The organism is Chlorobium sp. (assembly GCF_036528655.1).
Classification (GTDB): Bacteria; Bacteroidota; Chlorobiia; order Chlorobiales; family Chlorobiaceae; genus Chlorobium.
This window is the reverse complement of record NZ_JAIGND010000003.1, coordinates 1-15,470: the sequence shown is the minus strand read 5'-3', so window position 1 is coordinate 15,470 and position 15,470 is coordinate 1. Positions and strand designations below refer to the sequence as shown.

Below are 15,470 nucleotides of genomic sequence, written 5' to 3'. Positions count from 1 at the left end.
GATGCTTTAACATTGACACCAGCGTACCATGTGCTTCGCCTGGCCTGATAATTTCGGTTACCTGCTCCTGCTTATCCCGCTTGTCGTACTGTTCGGTTACGGGTTCATGCGACGTGTCGCAGCGCAGGAACTGTTATCCGTGGGGCGTACGGACGGCGGCCGCCACCGGCGCAGACAGCTTGCTCGACTTGTACTGCAGTTCGCCGGAATTGCTTTGCTGCTCTTTGCCCTTACCGGGCCCAGGTTCTGCCACGGTACCCGTATGGCATTGCGAAAAAGCGCCGATGTGGTGTTCATGCTCGATGTTTCAAACAGCATGCTGGCCGGAGACGTTTTTCCCAGCCGTCTCGAACGGTCAAAACAGGCCGCGCTTGAAATTTCAGGACGTTTGCCGGAAAGCAGGCAGGCTCTGCTGCTGTTTGCCGCCAGGCCTCTGGTGCAGTGCCCGCTGACCACAGATCGCGAAATCTTCGAAGCCCTCGTCGATATGGCCTCTCCGGCACTTGTTGACGAGCAGGGTACCGCGTTCGGCAAGGCTTTCGATCAGGCGGCGAAGCTTTTTGCCGGAGCGCAGCGAAGCGCCGGATCGCCGGAAACCGCCGGAGAGAGGATTATCGTGCTCCTGAGCGACGGCGAGGATCACGAAGGCGGAGCTGAGGAAGCCGCCCGGCAGCTTGGCCGCTCGGGCATCAGGCTGTTTGTGCTTGGCGTCGGAAGAGCCGGAGAAGCGGTTGTTCCCGATTTCCGTCGTCCCGGCGAAGCGAAACGCGACGCAGGAGGCGGAGTGGTGAAAAGCCGCTTTAACCCCGAAACCCTCAGGGGTCTTGCAGAAACCTCTGGCGGAACCTATATCGATATCGCGGAAGGCAACGCAAAGGGCGACGACGTTGCCCGACGAATCAGCAGCATCGTTGCAGCATCCCGTCCTGTAGCGGTGCAAGTGGAGGGGTTTCCTCTCTATCGGTATCTGCTCGGCGCCGGCCTGCTTCTGCTTCTCGCAGAGAGGCTGGCGGACGGGGTCGGAAGGAGGATGGTTCGCTGATGTGGTATCTTCTGGAAAAACTTCTTACATTTCATGAATCAGACAGCAGCCTTGATCTGTTTATAACTAAACCTCATTGCCATGGAGCAGCAGCATACCGGTCAGAAAATCCTTGATCCGATCGAACGGGCCAAACTCGGAGTCAAGGTGTTCAATATGCCGTTTTCGGAAGCCGAAAAAGTGATAGACGAGTACGTGAGCGGCAGGAATTATGATGCCGACGGCGTCGCGTATTTCAAGGATCAGGTTGCAACGCAGCGCTATATCCAGGAAAAAAGCGCCGAACTGCTTGCCACTGGAGGAGAGATCATGCGGCTTGTAGCCAACGCTTTCATCAAAAACCTGCCGAAACCGCCTTCAGGCGCTGCCCCGTCGGCATGAACGGCGAATCACATCTCAATTTATGCCGCAGGTAGCATATACTCCTGCGGTTTTTTTTTACGCTTTTGTTCTCCGGATTGCTCTGAACCGTTAACTTTTTTCCGTTTAAGGCGGTTATCAGAAAAGATGTTACCTGATTGAATCAAATGCTCTGCGAAGCTTACTGAATGAACAGCTGAGCAGATGAACAGAAAAAACGGAACGAACCATGCAATTCGACCCCAATAAATTTACCGTCAAGGCGCAGGAAGCCCTTCAGGCGGCGTCAACCCTTGCAGGAAGCCGTCAGCACCAGCAGATCGAGCCCGAGCATCTTCTCTCCGTCATGCTTGGCGACCGTACCAGCATTGCGGCCCAGATTGCCCAGAAACTCGAAGCTTCGCTCGAAAACCTTGCGGCAGCGGTCGACCGGGAAATCGAACGACTCCCGAAAGTGACCGGAGCATCGGCTTCGGGTCAGTACATTTCGCAGAATCTCGGCAAGGTGTTCGACGTCGCGCTCAAGGAAGCCGAGAAGCTGAAGGACGAATACATCAGTTCGGAGCACCTCTTCATCGCCATGAGCGAAGCCGGCGTGAAGGTCTCACGCATGCTGCAGGACGCAGGCGTCAACCGCGACGCTATTCTTAAAGTGCTTGCCACCATCAGGGGCTCCCAGAGGGTGACCAGCCAGACCGCCGAAGAGACCTACAACTCGCTGAAAAAGTATTCGCGCAACCTCAACGACGAAGCCCGTCGCGGCAAACTCGATCCGGTTATCGGACGCGACGACGAAATCCGGCGGGTGCTGCAGATTCTCAGCCGCCGCACCAAGAACAATCCGGTGCTGATCGGCGACCCCGGCGTCGGCAAAACCGCGCTGGTGGAGGGTATCGCACAGCGGATCGTTGCCGGAGATGTACCCGAGAACCTCAAGACCAAGCAGATAGCCGCGCTCGACATTGCCCAGCTCGTTGCCGGAGCCAAGTTCCGCGGCGAGTTCGAGGAGCGCCTCAAGGCCGTGGTGAAGGAGGTGCAGTCGGCGGCCGGCGAAGTGATTCTTTTCATCGACGAGATCCATCTGCTTGTCGGCGCGGGTTCCGCCGAAGGAGCCATGGATGCGGCCAACATTCTCAAGCCGGCGCTCGCCCGCGGCGAACTGCGCTGTATCGGCGCCACCACGCTCGACGAGTACCGCAAGCATATCGAAAAGGACGCGGCCCTCGAACGGCGCTTTCAGACCGTGCTGGTCGATCAGCCGAGCGTGGAAGACACGGTTTCCATTCTGCGCGGACTCAAGGAGAAATACGAAATCCATCACGGCGTGCGCATCAAGGACGCCGCCCTGGTTGCCGCTGCGGAGCTCTCGAACCGCTACATTTCCGACCGCTTCCTGCCCGACAAGGCGATCGACCTGATCGACGAGGCATCCTCACGTCTTCGGCTCGAAATCGACAGCAGCCCCGAAGAGCTCGACCGCCTCAACCGCGAAATCCGCCGGCTAGAAATCGAGCGCGAAGCCCTGAAGCGCGAGCTCGAAAACGGAGGAAATTGAAGAGAGCTATACTCCCGTCATCCATCGGTGAAAATCCACGCTTCAATCAGCGGGAACCGCGCTTTTCCACTTCCAACAAAAAACCGCGCCTGCATTGAGCAGCAAAGCTGACCAAAGCAGGCGCAAATCCGAGTTAATCCGTGCCAATCCGTGGGCAAAACTCTTCTTCTTCTCTCCAACTCCCGCCATTCTCTTTTCTCCGCAGAAATTCATACATTATAGGTTGCATGACATTGCATGTTTTCTATTGTTTGATTTTATTAACGCAACAAAAAACGGAGTGGCGCTATGAAGATGATGAGGGTTGTTGTGCTTGTGTTTATGCTTGCCGGAATGGCTATGCAGAGCGCTTTTGCCGGATGGGATCCGAGGATCGAGGACAACGCAAGGGAATCTGTGGAATTTTTCAGGAGAAACGCGCCGCAGCTCGAGCGGTTTTTCCAGCACGCATATGGGTATGCGGTGTTTTCCGATGTCTACAAGGGCGGGCTTATCCTGCTCGGGGGAGCTCACGGCAGCGGATATGTCTATGAATTGAATACGCTCATCGGCACGTCGAAAATAACCCAGCTGAACGTCGGGCCGCAGCTTGGAGGCCAGTCGTTTGCGGAGATCGTGTTTTTCAAGAGCAAGGGCGACCTTGACAATTTCAAAAAAGGCAATTACGAACTCAACGCGCAGGCGACAGCCGTACTGGTGACATCAGGTATGGCTACCAATACCGATTACTCAAACGGCGTGGCGATTTTTGTCATTCCCAAAGCCGGCGTTATGGCGGAAGCCACCGTCGGAGGACAGAAGTTCAGCTACAAGCCGCTTTGAGCAGCGTTATTGCAGCGTGAAGCGGGCAAGGTCGGGGTTTATCAAATAAAGACGAACAGGACGCAATGAAGTACGAATTAGTAGTGGGCTTGGAGGTCCATTGTCAGCTCAATACCAACAGCAAGGCATTCTGCGGCTGTTCGACTCGTTTCGGCAATCCCGCCAACAGCAACGTCTGCCCGGTCTGCCTGGCGCTGCCGGGAGCCTTGCCGGTGCTGAACCGCCGGGTGGTGGAGGATGCCGTAAAACTTGGCCTTGCAACGGGTTGTTCTGTTGCGCCGCACTCGATTCTTGCCCGCAAGAATTATTTCTACCCCGATCTTCCGAAGGGGTACCAGATTTCGCAGTTCGAGGAACCGATCTGCACCGAAGGCATGCTGCATATCGATGCCGGCGAAGGGCGCCGCGATATCCGGCTGATCCGCATTCATATCGAAGAGGATGCCGGCAAGTCGATCCACGACATCGGCGACGACACCTACATCGACGTCAATCGCTGCGGCGTGCCGCTGCTCGAGATCGTCAGCTATCCCGATATCCGTACCTCGAAGGAGGCCTCGGCTTACCTGCAGAAGCTGCGCCAGATCGTGAAATATCTCGGCGTTTCCGATGGCAACATGGAGGAAGGCAGCCTTCGCTGCGACGCCAACGTTTCGGTCCGGCTGTTCGGAGACGAGGAGTACGGCACCCGAACGGAAATCAAGAACATGAACTCCTTCAAGAACGTCGAAAAGGCGATCGAGTACGAAATGCAGCGCCATATCGATGTCATCGAAGCCGGAGGACAGATTGTGCAGGAGACGAGGCTCTGGGATGCCGACAAGGGCGAGACCCGGTCAATGCGCGGCAAGGAGTTCGCGCACGACTACCGATACTTCCCCGACCCCGATCTGGTGCCGGTGCTGGTAGATCAGGAGATGCTCGAAAGAATGCGTCAGGAACTGCCGGAGTTTCCGGAAGTGCGTGCGGAGCGCTTTGTCAGCGAGTATGGCATTCCCGCATACGATGCCGGAGTGCTGACCGTCGAGCGCGAAGTGGCCGATTATTTCGAAGGGACTGTTGCCGCATGCGGCGACGGAAAAACGGCGTCGAACTGGGTGATGGGCGAAGTGATGCGAACCCTCAAGGAAAAGTATCTCGATATTTCGGAGTTCGCGATTTCCCCGGAGCGTCTCGGCGGACTGATTGCGCTTATCGCAAAGGGGACTATCAGCAATACCATTGCCAAGCAGGTGTTCGAGCTTATGCAGGCCGATGCCGCAAGCGCCGAGGAGATTGTTTCGAAGGAAGGACTTGCCCAGGTATCCGATACCGGGGCCATCGAGGCAACGGTAGAAGAAATCCTTGCAGCAAACCCGAAGCAGCTCGCCGATTACCGCGAGGGTAAAACCAAGCTGTTCGGCTTTTTTGTGGGTCAGTGCATGGCCCGCATGAAAGGGAAGGCCAATCCGCAGGTCGTCAACGATGTGCTGAAAAGCCGTCTTGACGCCTGAGAGGAGATCAGGAGTCGAAAAGATCCTTTGTCCGGGCGTTATCCGGCCAGGTTTTTGCAATATCGGGGTTGATGACCTCGATTTTCTTCCGGGCTTCCTGCAGCCGATCCCTGCACTTTCCGGCAATGGCGAGTCCCTCCTCATAGAGCGCTATTGAACGTTCGATGCCGGTATCCGGATTCTCGATGTTCCGGGTGATCTCTTCGAGGCGCGACATCAGCTCTTCGATGGAGAGGTTGTCCCGGTTTTTATCTGCGGCAGCGGTTTTTGCCATTGATTGAAATGGTTGGGTTACGAATCAGGGCATAGTAACGATACAGAATGACTGTGATTATTACAAAAAGGCAGGTGATTGAGTGAAATTTGTTGACAGCGCGCTCATTTCAGTGAAAGCCGGAGACGGCGGGAAAGGATGCGTGAGTTTCAGAAGAGAAAAATTTGTGCCCAAGGGCGGGCCGGACGGCGGAGACGGCGGCAGGGGGGGCCATGTATGGCTGAGAACCAACAGTCACCTGACCACATTGCTTGATTTCAAATACAAGCGCAACTACATGGCAGGCCGTGGAGCGCACGGCCAGGGGGCTCGTAAAACAGGAAAGGACGGAGAAGATATCGTAATCGACGTGCCGTGCGGCACGGTTGTTCGCAATGCCGCAACCGGCGAGGTCATTGCCGACCTGACAGTCGACGACGAGAAAGTGCTTGTGGCATCTGGCGGAAGGGGAGGACGCGGCAACCAGCATTTCGCTACGGCCACGCGCCAGGCGCCGAGGTTCGCACTGCCTCCCGGAACCGGAGAGGAACTCGAACTTGAAATGGAGCTGAAGCTGATGGCCGACGTGGGTCTTGTCGGGTTTCCCAACGCGGGAAAATCCACGCTCATATCGGTACTCAGCGCGGCAAAACCGAAAATCGCCGATTATCCCTTCACCACGCTGGTGCCGAACCTCGGCATCGTGCGGTACGAGGATTACAAGTCGTTCGTGATGGCAGATATTCCCGGAATTATCGAGGGCGCCGCCGAAGGGAGGGGTCTCGGATTGCAGTTCCTCCGCCATATCGAGCGCACCAAAGTGCTCGCGCTCCTGATCGCATCCGACTCGGAAGATATCGTTGCGGTATATGAAACGCTGCTTGGCGAAATGAAACGGTTCGAAGAAGCGCTGCTTCTGAAACAGCGAATCGTCATTATTACGAAAATGGACATTGCGCCTGAAGATTTCGCAATGCCTTCGCTCGAAGAGGGCGTAAGAGTGCTTGCCATATCAAGCGTGACCGGCAGCGGTCTCAAAGAGCTGAAGGATGAATTGTGGCAGAGGGTATCGACCCACGAGTCCGATAAAAAGTATATTGAAAGGAGAGCGGAGGAGGAAGAGTGATTGTGGCGCAGGCTGAAACCGTTATTGTACGATATGCGCGTCTTGCCGACGCGGGAGCTATTGCGGCGATCACCGCGGAGTACGCCCGGGAGGGAATCATGCTCGAACGGTCGGCCGAAAACGTGATCGAAAACATCCGAAACTTCTTTGTCGCCGAACACGAGGGCAGAATAATCGGGTGCTGCGCTGTAGCCTTTTATAATACAAGGTTGGCCGAGATCCGCTCTGTGGCGGTACTGGCACGCCATAAACGTAAAGGTACGGGCCGGCTGCTGGTGAAGAAAGCCGAGGAGATCCTCAGGGAGGAAGGAGTTGCCGAGGTTTTCGTTCTGACGCTGAATCCGGGTTTTTTCGGAAGTCTTGGATATACAGAAATTAAAAAAGAGTATTTTCCACAGAAAATCTGGCGCGACTGTACCCATTGTCCGAAACTCATGGCATGCGATGAGATTGCCATGGTCAAAAAACTCTGACTGCCGGTCAGAACAGGAATTGTATAATCCATTCAACAGCTGAGATTCGTGATCGTTCAGGAGGTTATCGTAAGAAACAATGCAGGCCTGCATACCAGGCCGGCGGCAGCCGTCGTCAAGCTTGCCTCGCGTTTCAAGTCCGATTTTTTCATTGAAATGCAGGGGGTGGAAATCAACGCGAAGTCCATCATCGGCGTTATGAGCCTTGCCGCACCGAAGGGCACGAAGCTTACCCTGAAGCTTGACGGCGAGGATGCCGAAGAGGCAGCGCGCCAGCTTGCGGATTTTTTTGAGCAGGGGTTCGGCGAGCAGTAGGACACGTAAGGTTTTCTCTATCCCGTTTCCATTTTGCGTATAGCCTTCATCTCTCCTTTTTTCCCCCTCAAGGGTGGGATATCCTGCTTCAGCGGCCTCCTTGCCGGGGAGCTGCAGGCGAAAGGGCACGCTGTACGACCTCTCGGTTTCAAAAAGCTCTATCCATCCTTTCTCGTTCGAGGCCACTCCCCCGAAGTACCCGAACACCGGAGTGCTGCAAATGGAGGGGATGCTGTTATTGTTTTATATAATCCGCTGACATGGCTCGCCCTGCTTCGCAACCTCAAGCGCGAACGCCCCGATGTGCTGCTTGTCGCCTACTGGACCGGCCTGCTCGCCCCGCTGCTTTTCGCCATCCGCAAGCTCTCCGGTATTCCGACTGTCGTGCTGCTGCACAACCTCTCCACGCATGAACGCTTCGCGCTCGAGCCATTCCTGCAGAAGCTGCTCTTCGCATCGGCTGACGGCTACATCACGCTTTCCGGCGAAGTGTCCGGCGCGCTTGCGGCTGCGGGCAACGCCAAACCGGTCGCCCGGCTCTTCCATCCGGTTTATCCTCCGTTTTCCGGTATTGAACAGCCTGAAAAAAGTGAAGCCCGCCGTTTTCTCGGTTATGACCAGGACGCCCCCCTGCTCCTCTTTTTCGGCTACGTGCGCCGCTACAAGGGGCTCGACCTCCTGCTGCGCGCCATGCCAGCCATTCTTGACGCATGGCCCGATACCCGTCTGCTCGTTGCCGGGCAGTTCTACGAACCCGAATCCGGCTACAGGGAGCTGATCGGGCAGCTCGGCATAGCCGCGAGCGTTGACTTCAGACCCGGTTATGCTGCCGATGCCGATGCCGCCCGATACTTCGCCGCAGCCGACGCCGCGGTACTTCCCTACCGTCAGGCCTCGCAGTCCGGGGTGGCGCAGCTTGCCTGTGGATACGGCCTGCCGGTCATCGTCACATCTGCAGGAGGGCTTGCCGCCGAAGTGGAGCAGGGCAGAACGGGGTGGATTGCCGGGGAAATCTCCTCGGAAGCCCTTGCCGCCGCCGTGATCGGGTTTCTCGGCGACCCGCGACGACCGGCAATGCCGCAATCGGTCAGGGAGTACGCAGCAGGCCACTCGTGGGAACGGTTTGCCGGCGAAGCCGCGAACTTCATCCGGTCGGTCGCAAAGCCATGAACGCGCGGTTCTTCGTCACGGTCATCGTCCTGAACTGGAACGGCAAGGACGATCTGCTTCGCTGCCTCGGATCGCTCGACCCCCTGCTTTCGGAGCAACTGCGGGTGCTTGTTGTCGATAACGGTTCGAGCGACGGTTCGTCCGCCGCGGTCAGGGATCGCTTTCCCGGCGTGGAGCTGCTCGCGCTCGACCGCAATTTCGGCTATGCGGGAGGCAACAACGCCGGATTCCGTCACGCCATGAAGCGGCGGCCGGAATACGTGGTGTTCCTCAACAACGATACCGTCGTCGCGCCGGACGCCGTTGCCAGGCTGACGGCGGTACTGCGGGACGATCCCGAAGCAGGCATTGCCGTGCCTGAAATATTGTATATGGATGATCCCGACCGGATATGGTACGCAGGCGGAGTGGTGCGGCTCGGCCTCGGCCTGGTGCGTCACGAGGGCATCCGCAAGTTGCACGGCCTGGCTTACGCCCGCCGCAAAGAGACCGGCTACGCCACCGGCTGCTGCATCGCCATGCGGAGCCTCGATTTTGAGCGGATCGGCGGTTTCGACGAACGGTTCGGCATGTACGCCGAGGATGTCGATCTCTCGCTTCGCGTTCGGAAAGCCGGCCTCACTGTCGTCTGCGAACCGGCGGCGCGGGTGTGGCACCGGGTTTCCGCATCCTACGGCAGCGGCATGCATCCGCGCAAGATTCTGCGGAAAAGCGCGGCAATGCTGTACCTTATGAGAAAGCACCGGGCGTGGAGCGGATTCATTTTCTACCCGTTCGCCCTGGTCGCCCAGGCAGCAGGCGCGCTGCTGCACACGCTTGCACGAAAACCGTCCGGCAGATCATGAAGGCAGAGTACAGGAACATCATCGACCGGCGCTACTGCACCGACGAAGCGAACATGATCCGCTGGCAGAAAACCTTGCGCTTCGTCGAAGGTTCGCGGCCCGCGAGCACTGCGGTGTCGTCAGGTCTCGATCTCGGCGACCGCACCCCGCTCTGCGACGACCTCGAACGGCATTTTGGCTGCCCATTTGCCAGCACCGGTTGCGATCTCGATATCGATCCGCTCTCGGGCAGCTACGACGTGGTGACCGCCTTCGAGGTGCTCGAACACCTCTTCAACCCCCTGCACGCACTGCTCGAAGTGCGCAGGGTGCTTGCAGGGCCCCATGCCCGGCTCTTCGTTTCGGTGCCGGCGGCCAAACCCGCCTTGCTTAAAAGCCCTGACCATTTCCACGAGATGAGCCCTTCCGAGCTCGATTCTCTCTTCGAGAGGGCCGGGTTCAGGAGCATCCGTTCCGATATCTTCCGCATTCGCCGGTGGCCATTTTACCTTACCGGTTTTAAACCGTTCCTTCGGGCATTCTACGAAAAAGTGCTGATCCATGAGCTCCGGCAGGCGTGACCAGATAGACCTCGTCTGGTTCTCGGAAGTCCAGTGGGATTTTCTCTCCACCAGAAAGCAGCGGCTGCTGCAGCGTTTTTCGTCGCGCTGGCGCATCCTCTTCGTCGAACCGTACGCCCTGGGGAGGCCCGAGCACTGGCTGCCCGTGACGCGGGGCAACGTCACCGTGCTTACCGTGCCCTTCCTGAAAACCGTTCCCTACCGCATCGGCCGGCTGCTCGACGTCGCGCTTTTCCGCAACGCGGTTGCCGCAGCGGGGGAGCTCATCCTGCGCTTCTGGCTGCGGAGGCTCGGTTTCGCTTCGCGCGACCGCATCGTCGGGCTCAGCAACGTGTACTGGGGAAGGGTTGCGGCACGGATGCCGTGCGCTCTTCGCTTCTACGACGCCAACGACGACCATCTCGCCTTTCCCGGCTCTCCTTCGTGGCTGCCGGACTACCTCTCCCGATACCTTGAACGGTGCGGGCTCGTCTTTTCGGTCAGTCCGGAACTCACCGCAAGGCTTCCGATTCCGTCAACCGTCCGTTGCGTCGAACTCGGCAACGGCGTCGAGTACGACCACTTCGCCACGCCTCTTCCGGATGCGCCGCCCGAGCTTGCCGCGTTCGCTGCGGAAGGCGGCCCGCTGCTCGGCTATGCCGGCGCGGTGGACTGGGTCGATACGGAGCTGCTCCAGGAGACCGCCGCAGCGTACCCGCACAGCCGGATCGCGCTGCTCGGTCCCGCCTACGACCGCACCTGGCAGGATCGGAACCGGGCGCTTCTTGAACTGCCGAACGTGCACTGGTTCGGCAGGATTGATTACCGCGAACTGCCTGCATGGGTGCAGCGGTTCGATCTCGCGCTCATGCCGCTGCTCCGCGATCCGCTCAAAAGGGCATCGCACCCCAACAAGCTCTACGAATATGCCGCGGCAGGCGTGCCTGTGCTGGCCATCGACTACTGCAGCGCGCTTGCTGCGGCCCGCGGGGTGATCCATATCGCAGGCACGCCCGGCGAGTTCGTGGCCATGGTGCCCGAAGCGCTCCGCGACGTCCGCAGGGCCGAACGGCAGGCTTTCGCCAGGGAGCACAGCTGGGACGCGCTTGCCGCCCGCATGCAGTCCGAGCTGCTTCGCGCATCGGAAAGGGAGGCAGGATGAACAGGAACAGCTCCCCAAGCCGGAACATGCTCATCGCCGGACAGGCAGGCATCTCCTACGGCGGATTCCTTTTCGGCCAGGCTGTGCGCTTCGCCTTCAACCTGGCGGTCGCCCGCATGCTCGGAGAGGAGTCGCTCGGCGTCTATGCCCTCGCGCTCGCCGTCATGCAGATCGTCGAAACCTTCGGCGTGGCGGGTTACGACGCCGCCGCGGTGCGCTACGTCAACATCTACCAGGCGGAAGGTCGCAAGGCATCGGACGCAGCGGGGCTCGCCATTCGCAGCGCGCTCTTCATGAGCCTCGTTCCGGCTCTGCTCGTCATGTTCTTCTCCGCACCGCTCGCCCGGCTGCTTAATGGTGGTAGCGCTTCGCTTGGCAGCGCTCCGCTTGACGTTAGCGCTCCGCTCGGGGGCGGCGGCACGCTGCTGCACTTTGCGCTGCTCTCCTACGCCGTGGCTGTACCCTTCAACGTGGTTGCCATGGTTGCGGGTCATGCGCTGCAGGGGCACCGCGACCTCGTGCCGAAAATCGTGGCCACGCAGCTCATCGCACCCGTCGCCATGCTCGCCCTCACGCTGCTGCTCGCATTTGCCGACGCTCCCGGCCCGGCGCTGCTCGTGCCCTATACGGCGGCCTCCGTGCTCTCCTGCCTCTGGATCTGGCGGCAGCTCCGCCTGAAAACCGGCATCGGCATAAGAGAGGTGCTCGGCGCGCCGGCCGATCGCCGGATGAAGGCCTTCGCCTTTCCGCTGCTCGGGGTCTCGCTCGTGAGCATGATCGCCTACTGGCTAGACATTCTTCTGCTCGGCATGCTCGGCGGTCCGGTGCTCTCCGGCCTCTACCAGCCCGCCGCGCGCACCGCGGGGCTGCTCAGGGCCGTGCTTCCGGCATTTTCCGGCATCGCCGCCCCGCTCGTCGCCGCCCTGCAGGCCGGGGACGAGAGCGCCGAAACCGGACGGCTCTACCGCCTCGTCACCCGATGGATGGTGCTCCTGGTCACTCCCGCCACGCTCTTTCTGATGGTGCTGCCCGAACCGGTGCTGCTGCTTTTCGGGCCCCGATTTTCCGCTTCCGCTCCGGCGCTCGCGCTGCTTGCCGCAGCCGCGTTCGTTCAGTCGTTCGGCGGCATCGCCGGAACCGTGCTCTCCATGGCGGGCCACGGGCGCGTCACCTTTCTGAACGCGCTCGTTGCGCTTGCCGTGCAGGTAGCGCTCTCCGTGCTGCTCATTCCGCTCTACGGCACCGCCGGCGCGGCCGCGGCCTCGCTCGGCGCCATGCTGTTGCTCTCCGCGCTCAGGCTTCTGCAGGTCTCAAGGGTGCTCGGCGTCAGCTCCTTCTCCGCCGCGCTCTGGAAACCGGCGGCGGCAGGGGCAGGCACCGCCATATTGCTCTGGCTTTGCAGGCCGTGGCTGCTCGGGTTAGGTCCGGCGGCTTCGGCGCTCACCGGCGTCGTAATCGCTTCTGCCGGTTATCTTGCCCTTACGCTGCTGTTCAGGTTGGAAGCAGAGGATAGGGAGCTTATTTTAGGGAAGCACTAAAAAGCTATTGCGCAAACAAATTGCTGCGTTGGTCGGTGCTCGAAATCCTCATCCCGAAAGCTTTCGGGACTTCGGTTTCGTAGTTTATCCCGATCTATCGGGACTCCGTCCGCGTCTCAATACTCTCGCTCCTTTATGGAGCTTGATTCTTTGATCGCTCATCACACTTTTTAGTGGTTCCCTGTAGATTGATAGGTACTAACGTCGTTCCAAATCATAATGCCAGAAAAGTCAGCCAAGCAACCCAAGCAGCCAAAAAGAGTAACGCCGGAAAAGCCGGTTGCGTCGCCACTGGGCGGGATCTCCGCGAAGAACGGGGTTCTGCCTTACGCCGCAGCCGCTGCGGCGTACCTGCTGCTTGCACTCGCGCTCTACTACCAGCTCGTCTTCCTGCCGATGACGCTCTCCGCGCCCGATTCGCTGGTGCCGATGGCCTCCTCAATCGCGCTCGACCGTCTGCGCGACGCATCGGGTCACTATCCGCTCTGGCAGCCATGGACCTTTGCCGGCATGCCCACCGTCGAAGCGTTCAGCTACCTCGGAGGGCTCTACTATCCGAACCTCATCATTTCGCGTCTGCCGCTCGGCGATATCGGTTCGCAGATCCTGCACCTCTGTTTCGCCGGTCTCGGCGGCTACGCGCTCCTGCGCACCTTTCGGCTGCACCATGCCGCGGCCTTTCTCGGCGGCGCGGCCTTCATGCTGAACCCCTACATGACCGCCATGCTCGTGCACGGCCACGGCAGCCAGCTCATGACCGCGGCCTACATGCCGTGGGTGCTCTGGGGCACGCTCAGAGTTTTTCATCATGCGAAGCTTTTGGACGCGGGGATGCTTGCGATCCTGCTCGGATTTCAGCTTCAGCGCGCGCACGTGCAGATCGCCTGGTACACCTGGCTGCTCATAGGGCTGCTTGCCCTGGTGCTGCTTGTCTCCGCTCACAAAACGGTGAAAGATAGTCTGAAGAAAGCCGGTTTTTTCGCAGTAGCCTGCGTGGTAGGCATTGCCATATCGGCTGCAGTGTATCTGCCCGCATCAGAGTATGCCGCATATTCGGTCAGGGGAGCGGCCAGAGGAGGCGGAGCCGCAATGGAGTACGCCACCATGTGGTCGATGCACCCGATGGAGCTGCTCACCTTTTTCGTGCCCGGCCTCTACGGTTTCGGGGGCGTCACCTACTGGGGTTTCATGCCCTTCACCGACTTCCCGCACTATGCGGGTATCGTGGTGCTCCTGCTTGCTTTCGCGGGATTCGTCGCCCGGCGCCGCGATCCCTTCGTGCTCTTTCTCGGCGGTAGCACGCTGCTTGCGCTGCTCATCTCCTTCGGCAGTTTCTTCAGCCCGGTGTTCGACCTCTTCTACAACTTCGCTCCGCTCTTCAGCCGGTTCAGGGTGCCCTCCATGGTGCTCATCGTCGCAGAACTCAACCTCTCGCTGCTCGCCGGTTTCGGCCTGCACTGGCTGCTCGACGCGCCCGAAAAGTCGCTCCGGATTCCGCTGAAGGTGCTTGCCGTTGTGTCCGCCCTTTCGATAGTGCTCATCCTGCTCGGCGGCGAAGGGTTCGAGGGCTTTTTCCGCTCGATCTTTCCCCCTCCGCCGGTGGAAAACTTCGATCTGGCCTTCATGGTAAACAAGGTTCGGTGGGAGAGCATCCGGGACAGTGTGGTGATGTCCGGCCTGTTTGCGGCGCTCGTTGCGGGCCTCGCATGGCCCGGCATGAGGAAGTTTCTCTCCGGCTCGAAGCTGGCCTCGGTGATCGTTGTGCTCACCATCGGCGACCTGCTGCTTCTCAACGCGAAGATCATCAGCCCCCCGGAAGCCTCGCTCCGCTCTCCCGTACTCGTGCAGCGCCATCAGGTTGAAACCGCACTTGCGCCTGACGACGTCACGAGCTTTCTTGCTTCACAGAAAGGCCCGTTCCGCATTTACCCCGTCGGCCCTCTTTTCGGCGAAAACAAGTTCGCCCTCTCCGGCATCGAGTCGGTCGGCGGCTACCACCCGGCAAAACTCAGGAATTACCAGGAGTTCCTGCAGCGCACGGAGAACCTCTCCTCGCTTGCTGCACTCAGAATGCTCAACGTCCGCTACGTGCTCTCGCCTGCCGAGGTGCAGCATCCGGACCTCGAACCGGTGAAGCAGGGCACCCTCCGCCTCGTATCCGGCGACGTGCCCGCATGGGTCTACCTCCTGAAAGCAAACTGCCCGAGAGCCTGGTTCGCCACCACGGTAACCGGCCTATCCAGCCGCGACGATCTGTTCACGCAGGTGCTTCAGGACGGCAGTAACTGCCGTTCGGTGTACGTTGACGGCGCGGAGTGGCAGGGCCCCAGACGCTTCGCCGAAGGCACCATCACCGCCATGCAGCGCACGGCCGAAAGCATGACCCTGAAAGTCAGCGCTCCCTCCGAAGCGTTCCTCGTCACAAGCGAAATCTTCTACCCTCTCCGCTGGCAGGCGATCCTCGACGGCCGACCTGCATTCACCCTCGAAGTGAACGGCCTCATCCGCGGCGTCCGCATTCCCGCAGGAGAGCACCAACTCACCTTCACCTACGACCGCTCCGATTTCGACAAGGGGAGGTATGTTTCGCTTGCAGCATTTTGTGTTGCGGTGGTGATGGTTGTTGGTGGGGTTGTTTTGGGGAGAGTATTAAGGGCATCTCTATTTATTCGAAAGCGACATATCTTTCATAAATAAAATGACTTAGCGTTCATAAAAAGGCCGGAAATTCGTATATTTCAGCAGATTTCTTCATTCATCTTCTGCTATCATGAAAA

General features: G+C 59.2%; 15 protein-coding genes. 14 read left to right on the top strand and 1 reads right to left on the bottom strand.

What is annotated here, in order from left to right:
- Positions 1 to 28 precede the first annotated feature (28 nt).
- The 5 genes from K4305_RS00145 (at position 29) to gatB (ending at position 5,272) form a co-directional block, all read left to right on the top strand.
- Complete coding sequence (locus K4305_RS00145; protein WP_331560292.1) at positions 29 to 1,042, top strand: VWA domain-containing protein; 1,014 nt, start codon at positions 29 to 31, stop codon at positions 1,040 to 1,042.
- An 81-nt stretch (positions 1,043 to 1,123) separates the two neighbouring features.
- Positions 1,124 to 1,423 (top strand): hypothetical protein, encoded by a 300-nt coding sequence (locus K4305_RS00140; protein ID WP_331560291.1) that lies wholly within the window; start codon positions 1,124 to 1,126, stop codon positions 1,421 to 1,423.
- 208 nt (positions 1,424 to 1,631) lie between these two features.
- Positions 1,632 to 2,957 carry a Clp protease N-terminal domain-containing protein gene (locus K4305_RS00135; RefSeq protein ID WP_331560290.1) on the top strand — a complete coding sequence of 442 codons (1,326 nt, stop codon included), beginning with the start codon at positions 1,632 to 1,634 and terminating at the stop codon, positions 2,955 to 2,957.
- Positions 2,958 to 3,245: 288 nt separating this feature from the next.
- On the top strand, positions 3,246 to 3,779 hold the full coding sequence (locus tag K4305_RS00130; RefSeq protein WP_331560289.1) for a lipid-binding SYLF domain-containing protein: 534 nt from the start codon (positions 3,246 to 3,248) through the stop codon (positions 3,777 to 3,779).
- Positions 3,780 to 3,844: 65 nt separating this feature from the next.
- Positions 3,845 to 5,272, top strand: a complete 1,428-nt coding sequence (gatB, locus tag K4305_RS00125) for an Asp-tRNA(Asn)/Glu-tRNA(Gln) amidotransferase subunit GatB (RefSeq protein ID WP_331560288.1) — start codon at positions 3,845 to 3,847, stop codon at positions 5,270 to 5,272.
- Positions 5,273 to 5,279: 7 nt separating this feature from the next.
- On the opposite strand, the gene xseB is transcribed toward gatB, so the two are convergent.
- Positions 5,280 to 5,546: an exodeoxyribonuclease VII small subunit gene (xseB, locus tag K4305_RS00120; RefSeq protein ID WP_331560287.1), complete on the bottom strand. Its 267-nt coding sequence runs from the start codon at positions 5,544 to 5,546 to the stop codon at positions 5,280 to 5,282.
- An 82-nt stretch (positions 5,547 to 5,628) separates the two neighbouring features.
- On the opposite strand from xseB, the gene obgE reads away from it, so the two are divergent.
- From obgE to K4305_RS00075, 9 genes are all read left to right on the top strand, one after another.
- Positions 5,629 to 6,651, top strand: coding sequence for a GTPase ObgE (obgE, locus tag K4305_RS00115; protein ID WP_331560286.1), 1,023 nt, complete (start codon positions 5,629 to 5,631; stop codon positions 6,649 to 6,651).
- A gap of 2 nt (positions 6,652 to 6,653) precedes the next feature.
- A complete protein-coding gene (locus K4305_RS00110; protein ID WP_331560285.1) occupies positions 6,654 to 7,124 on the top strand; it encodes an N-acetyltransferase in 471 nt (156 codons plus the stop codon).
- Between the two features lie 48 nt (positions 7,125 to 7,172).
- Positions 7,173 to 7,439, top strand: coding sequence for an HPr family phosphocarrier protein (locus K4305_RS00105; RefSeq protein ID WP_331560284.1), 267 nt, complete (start codon positions 7,173 to 7,175; stop codon positions 7,437 to 7,439).
- 33 nt (positions 7,440 to 7,472) lie between these two features.
- Entirely contained in the window at positions 7,473 to 8,609 is a 1,137-nt protein-coding gene (locus tag K4305_RS00100) for a glycosyltransferase family 4 protein (protein ID WP_331560283.1), read from the top strand.
- Positions 8,606 to 9,454 (top strand): glycosyltransferase family 2 protein, encoded by an 849-nt coding sequence (locus tag K4305_RS00095; RefSeq protein WP_331560282.1) that lies wholly within the window; start codon positions 8,606 to 8,608, stop codon positions 9,452 to 9,454. Before K4305_RS00100 ends, K4305_RS00095 begins: the two co-directional genes overlap by 4 nt.
- Positions 9,451 to 10,014, top strand: a complete 564-nt coding sequence (locus tag K4305_RS00090) for a methyltransferase domain-containing protein (protein ID WP_331560281.1) — start codon at positions 9,451 to 9,453, stop codon at positions 10,012 to 10,014. Before K4305_RS00095 ends, K4305_RS00090 begins: the two co-directional genes overlap by 4 nt.
- On the top strand, positions 9,995 to 11,155 hold the full coding sequence (locus tag K4305_RS00085; protein ID WP_331560280.1) for a glycosyltransferase: 1,161 nt from the start codon (positions 9,995 to 9,997) through the stop codon (positions 11,153 to 11,155). Before K4305_RS00090 ends, K4305_RS00085 begins: the two co-directional genes overlap by 20 nt.
- A complete protein-coding gene (locus K4305_RS00080) occupies positions 11,152 to 12,693 on the top strand; it encodes an oligosaccharide flippase family protein (protein WP_331560279.1) in 1,542 nt (513 codons plus the stop codon). The genes K4305_RS00085 and K4305_RS00080 overlap by 4 nt, the downstream gene beginning before the upstream one ends.
- A gap of 219 nt (positions 12,694 to 12,912) precedes the next feature.
- Entirely contained in the window at positions 12,913 to 15,390 is a 2,478-nt protein-coding gene (locus K4305_RS00075) for a hypothetical protein (protein ID WP_331560278.1), read from the top strand.
- The last annotated feature ends 80 nt before the right edge of the window (positions 15,391 to 15,470 follow it).

What these genes read in the sequence shown, in the direction of transcription:
- K4305_RS00145 (WP_331560292.1), top strand. Translation starts at nt 29, where the DNA reads ATGTGCTTCGCCTGGCCTGATAATTTCGGTTACCTGCTCCTGCTTATC.
- K4305_RS00140 (WP_331560291.1), top strand. Translation starts at nt 1,124, where the DNA reads ATGGAGCAGCAGCATACCGGTCAGAAAATCCTTGATCCGATCGAACGG.
- K4305_RS00135 (WP_331560290.1), top strand. Translation starts at nt 1,632, where the DNA reads ATGCAATTCGACCCCAATAAATTTACCGTCAAGGCGCAGGAAGCCCTT.
- K4305_RS00130 (WP_331560289.1), top strand. Translation starts at nt 3,246, where the DNA reads ATGAAGATGATGAGGGTTGTTGTGCTTGTGTTTATGCTTGCCGGAATG.
- gatB (WP_331560288.1), top strand. Translation starts at nt 3,845, where the DNA reads ATGAAGTACGAATTAGTAGTGGGCTTGGAGGTCCATTGTCAGCTCAAT.
- xseB (WP_331560287.1), bottom strand. Translation starts at nt 5,546, where the DNA reads ATGGCAAAAACCGCTGCCGCAGATAAAAACCGGGACAACCTCTCCATC.
- K4305_RS00095 (WP_331560282.1), top strand. Translation starts at nt 8,606, where the DNA reads ATGAACGCGCGGTTCTTCGTCACGGTCATCGTCCTGAACTGGAACGGC.
- K4305_RS00090 (WP_331560281.1), top strand. Translation starts at nt 9,451, where the DNA reads ATGAAGGCAGAGTACAGGAACATCATCGACCGGCGCTACTGCACCGAC.
- K4305_RS00085 (WP_331560280.1), top strand. Translation starts at nt 9,995, where the DNA reads ATGAGCTCCGGCAGGCGTGACCAGATAGACCTCGTCTGGTTCTCGGAA.
- K4305_RS00080 (WP_331560279.1), top strand. Translation starts at nt 11,152, where the DNA reads ATGAACAGGAACAGCTCCCCAAGCCGGAACATGCTCATCGCCGGACAG.
- K4305_RS00075 (WP_331560278.1), top strand. Translation starts at nt 12,913, where the DNA reads ATGCCAGAAAAGTCAGCCAAGCAACCCAAGCAGCCAAAAAGAGTAACG.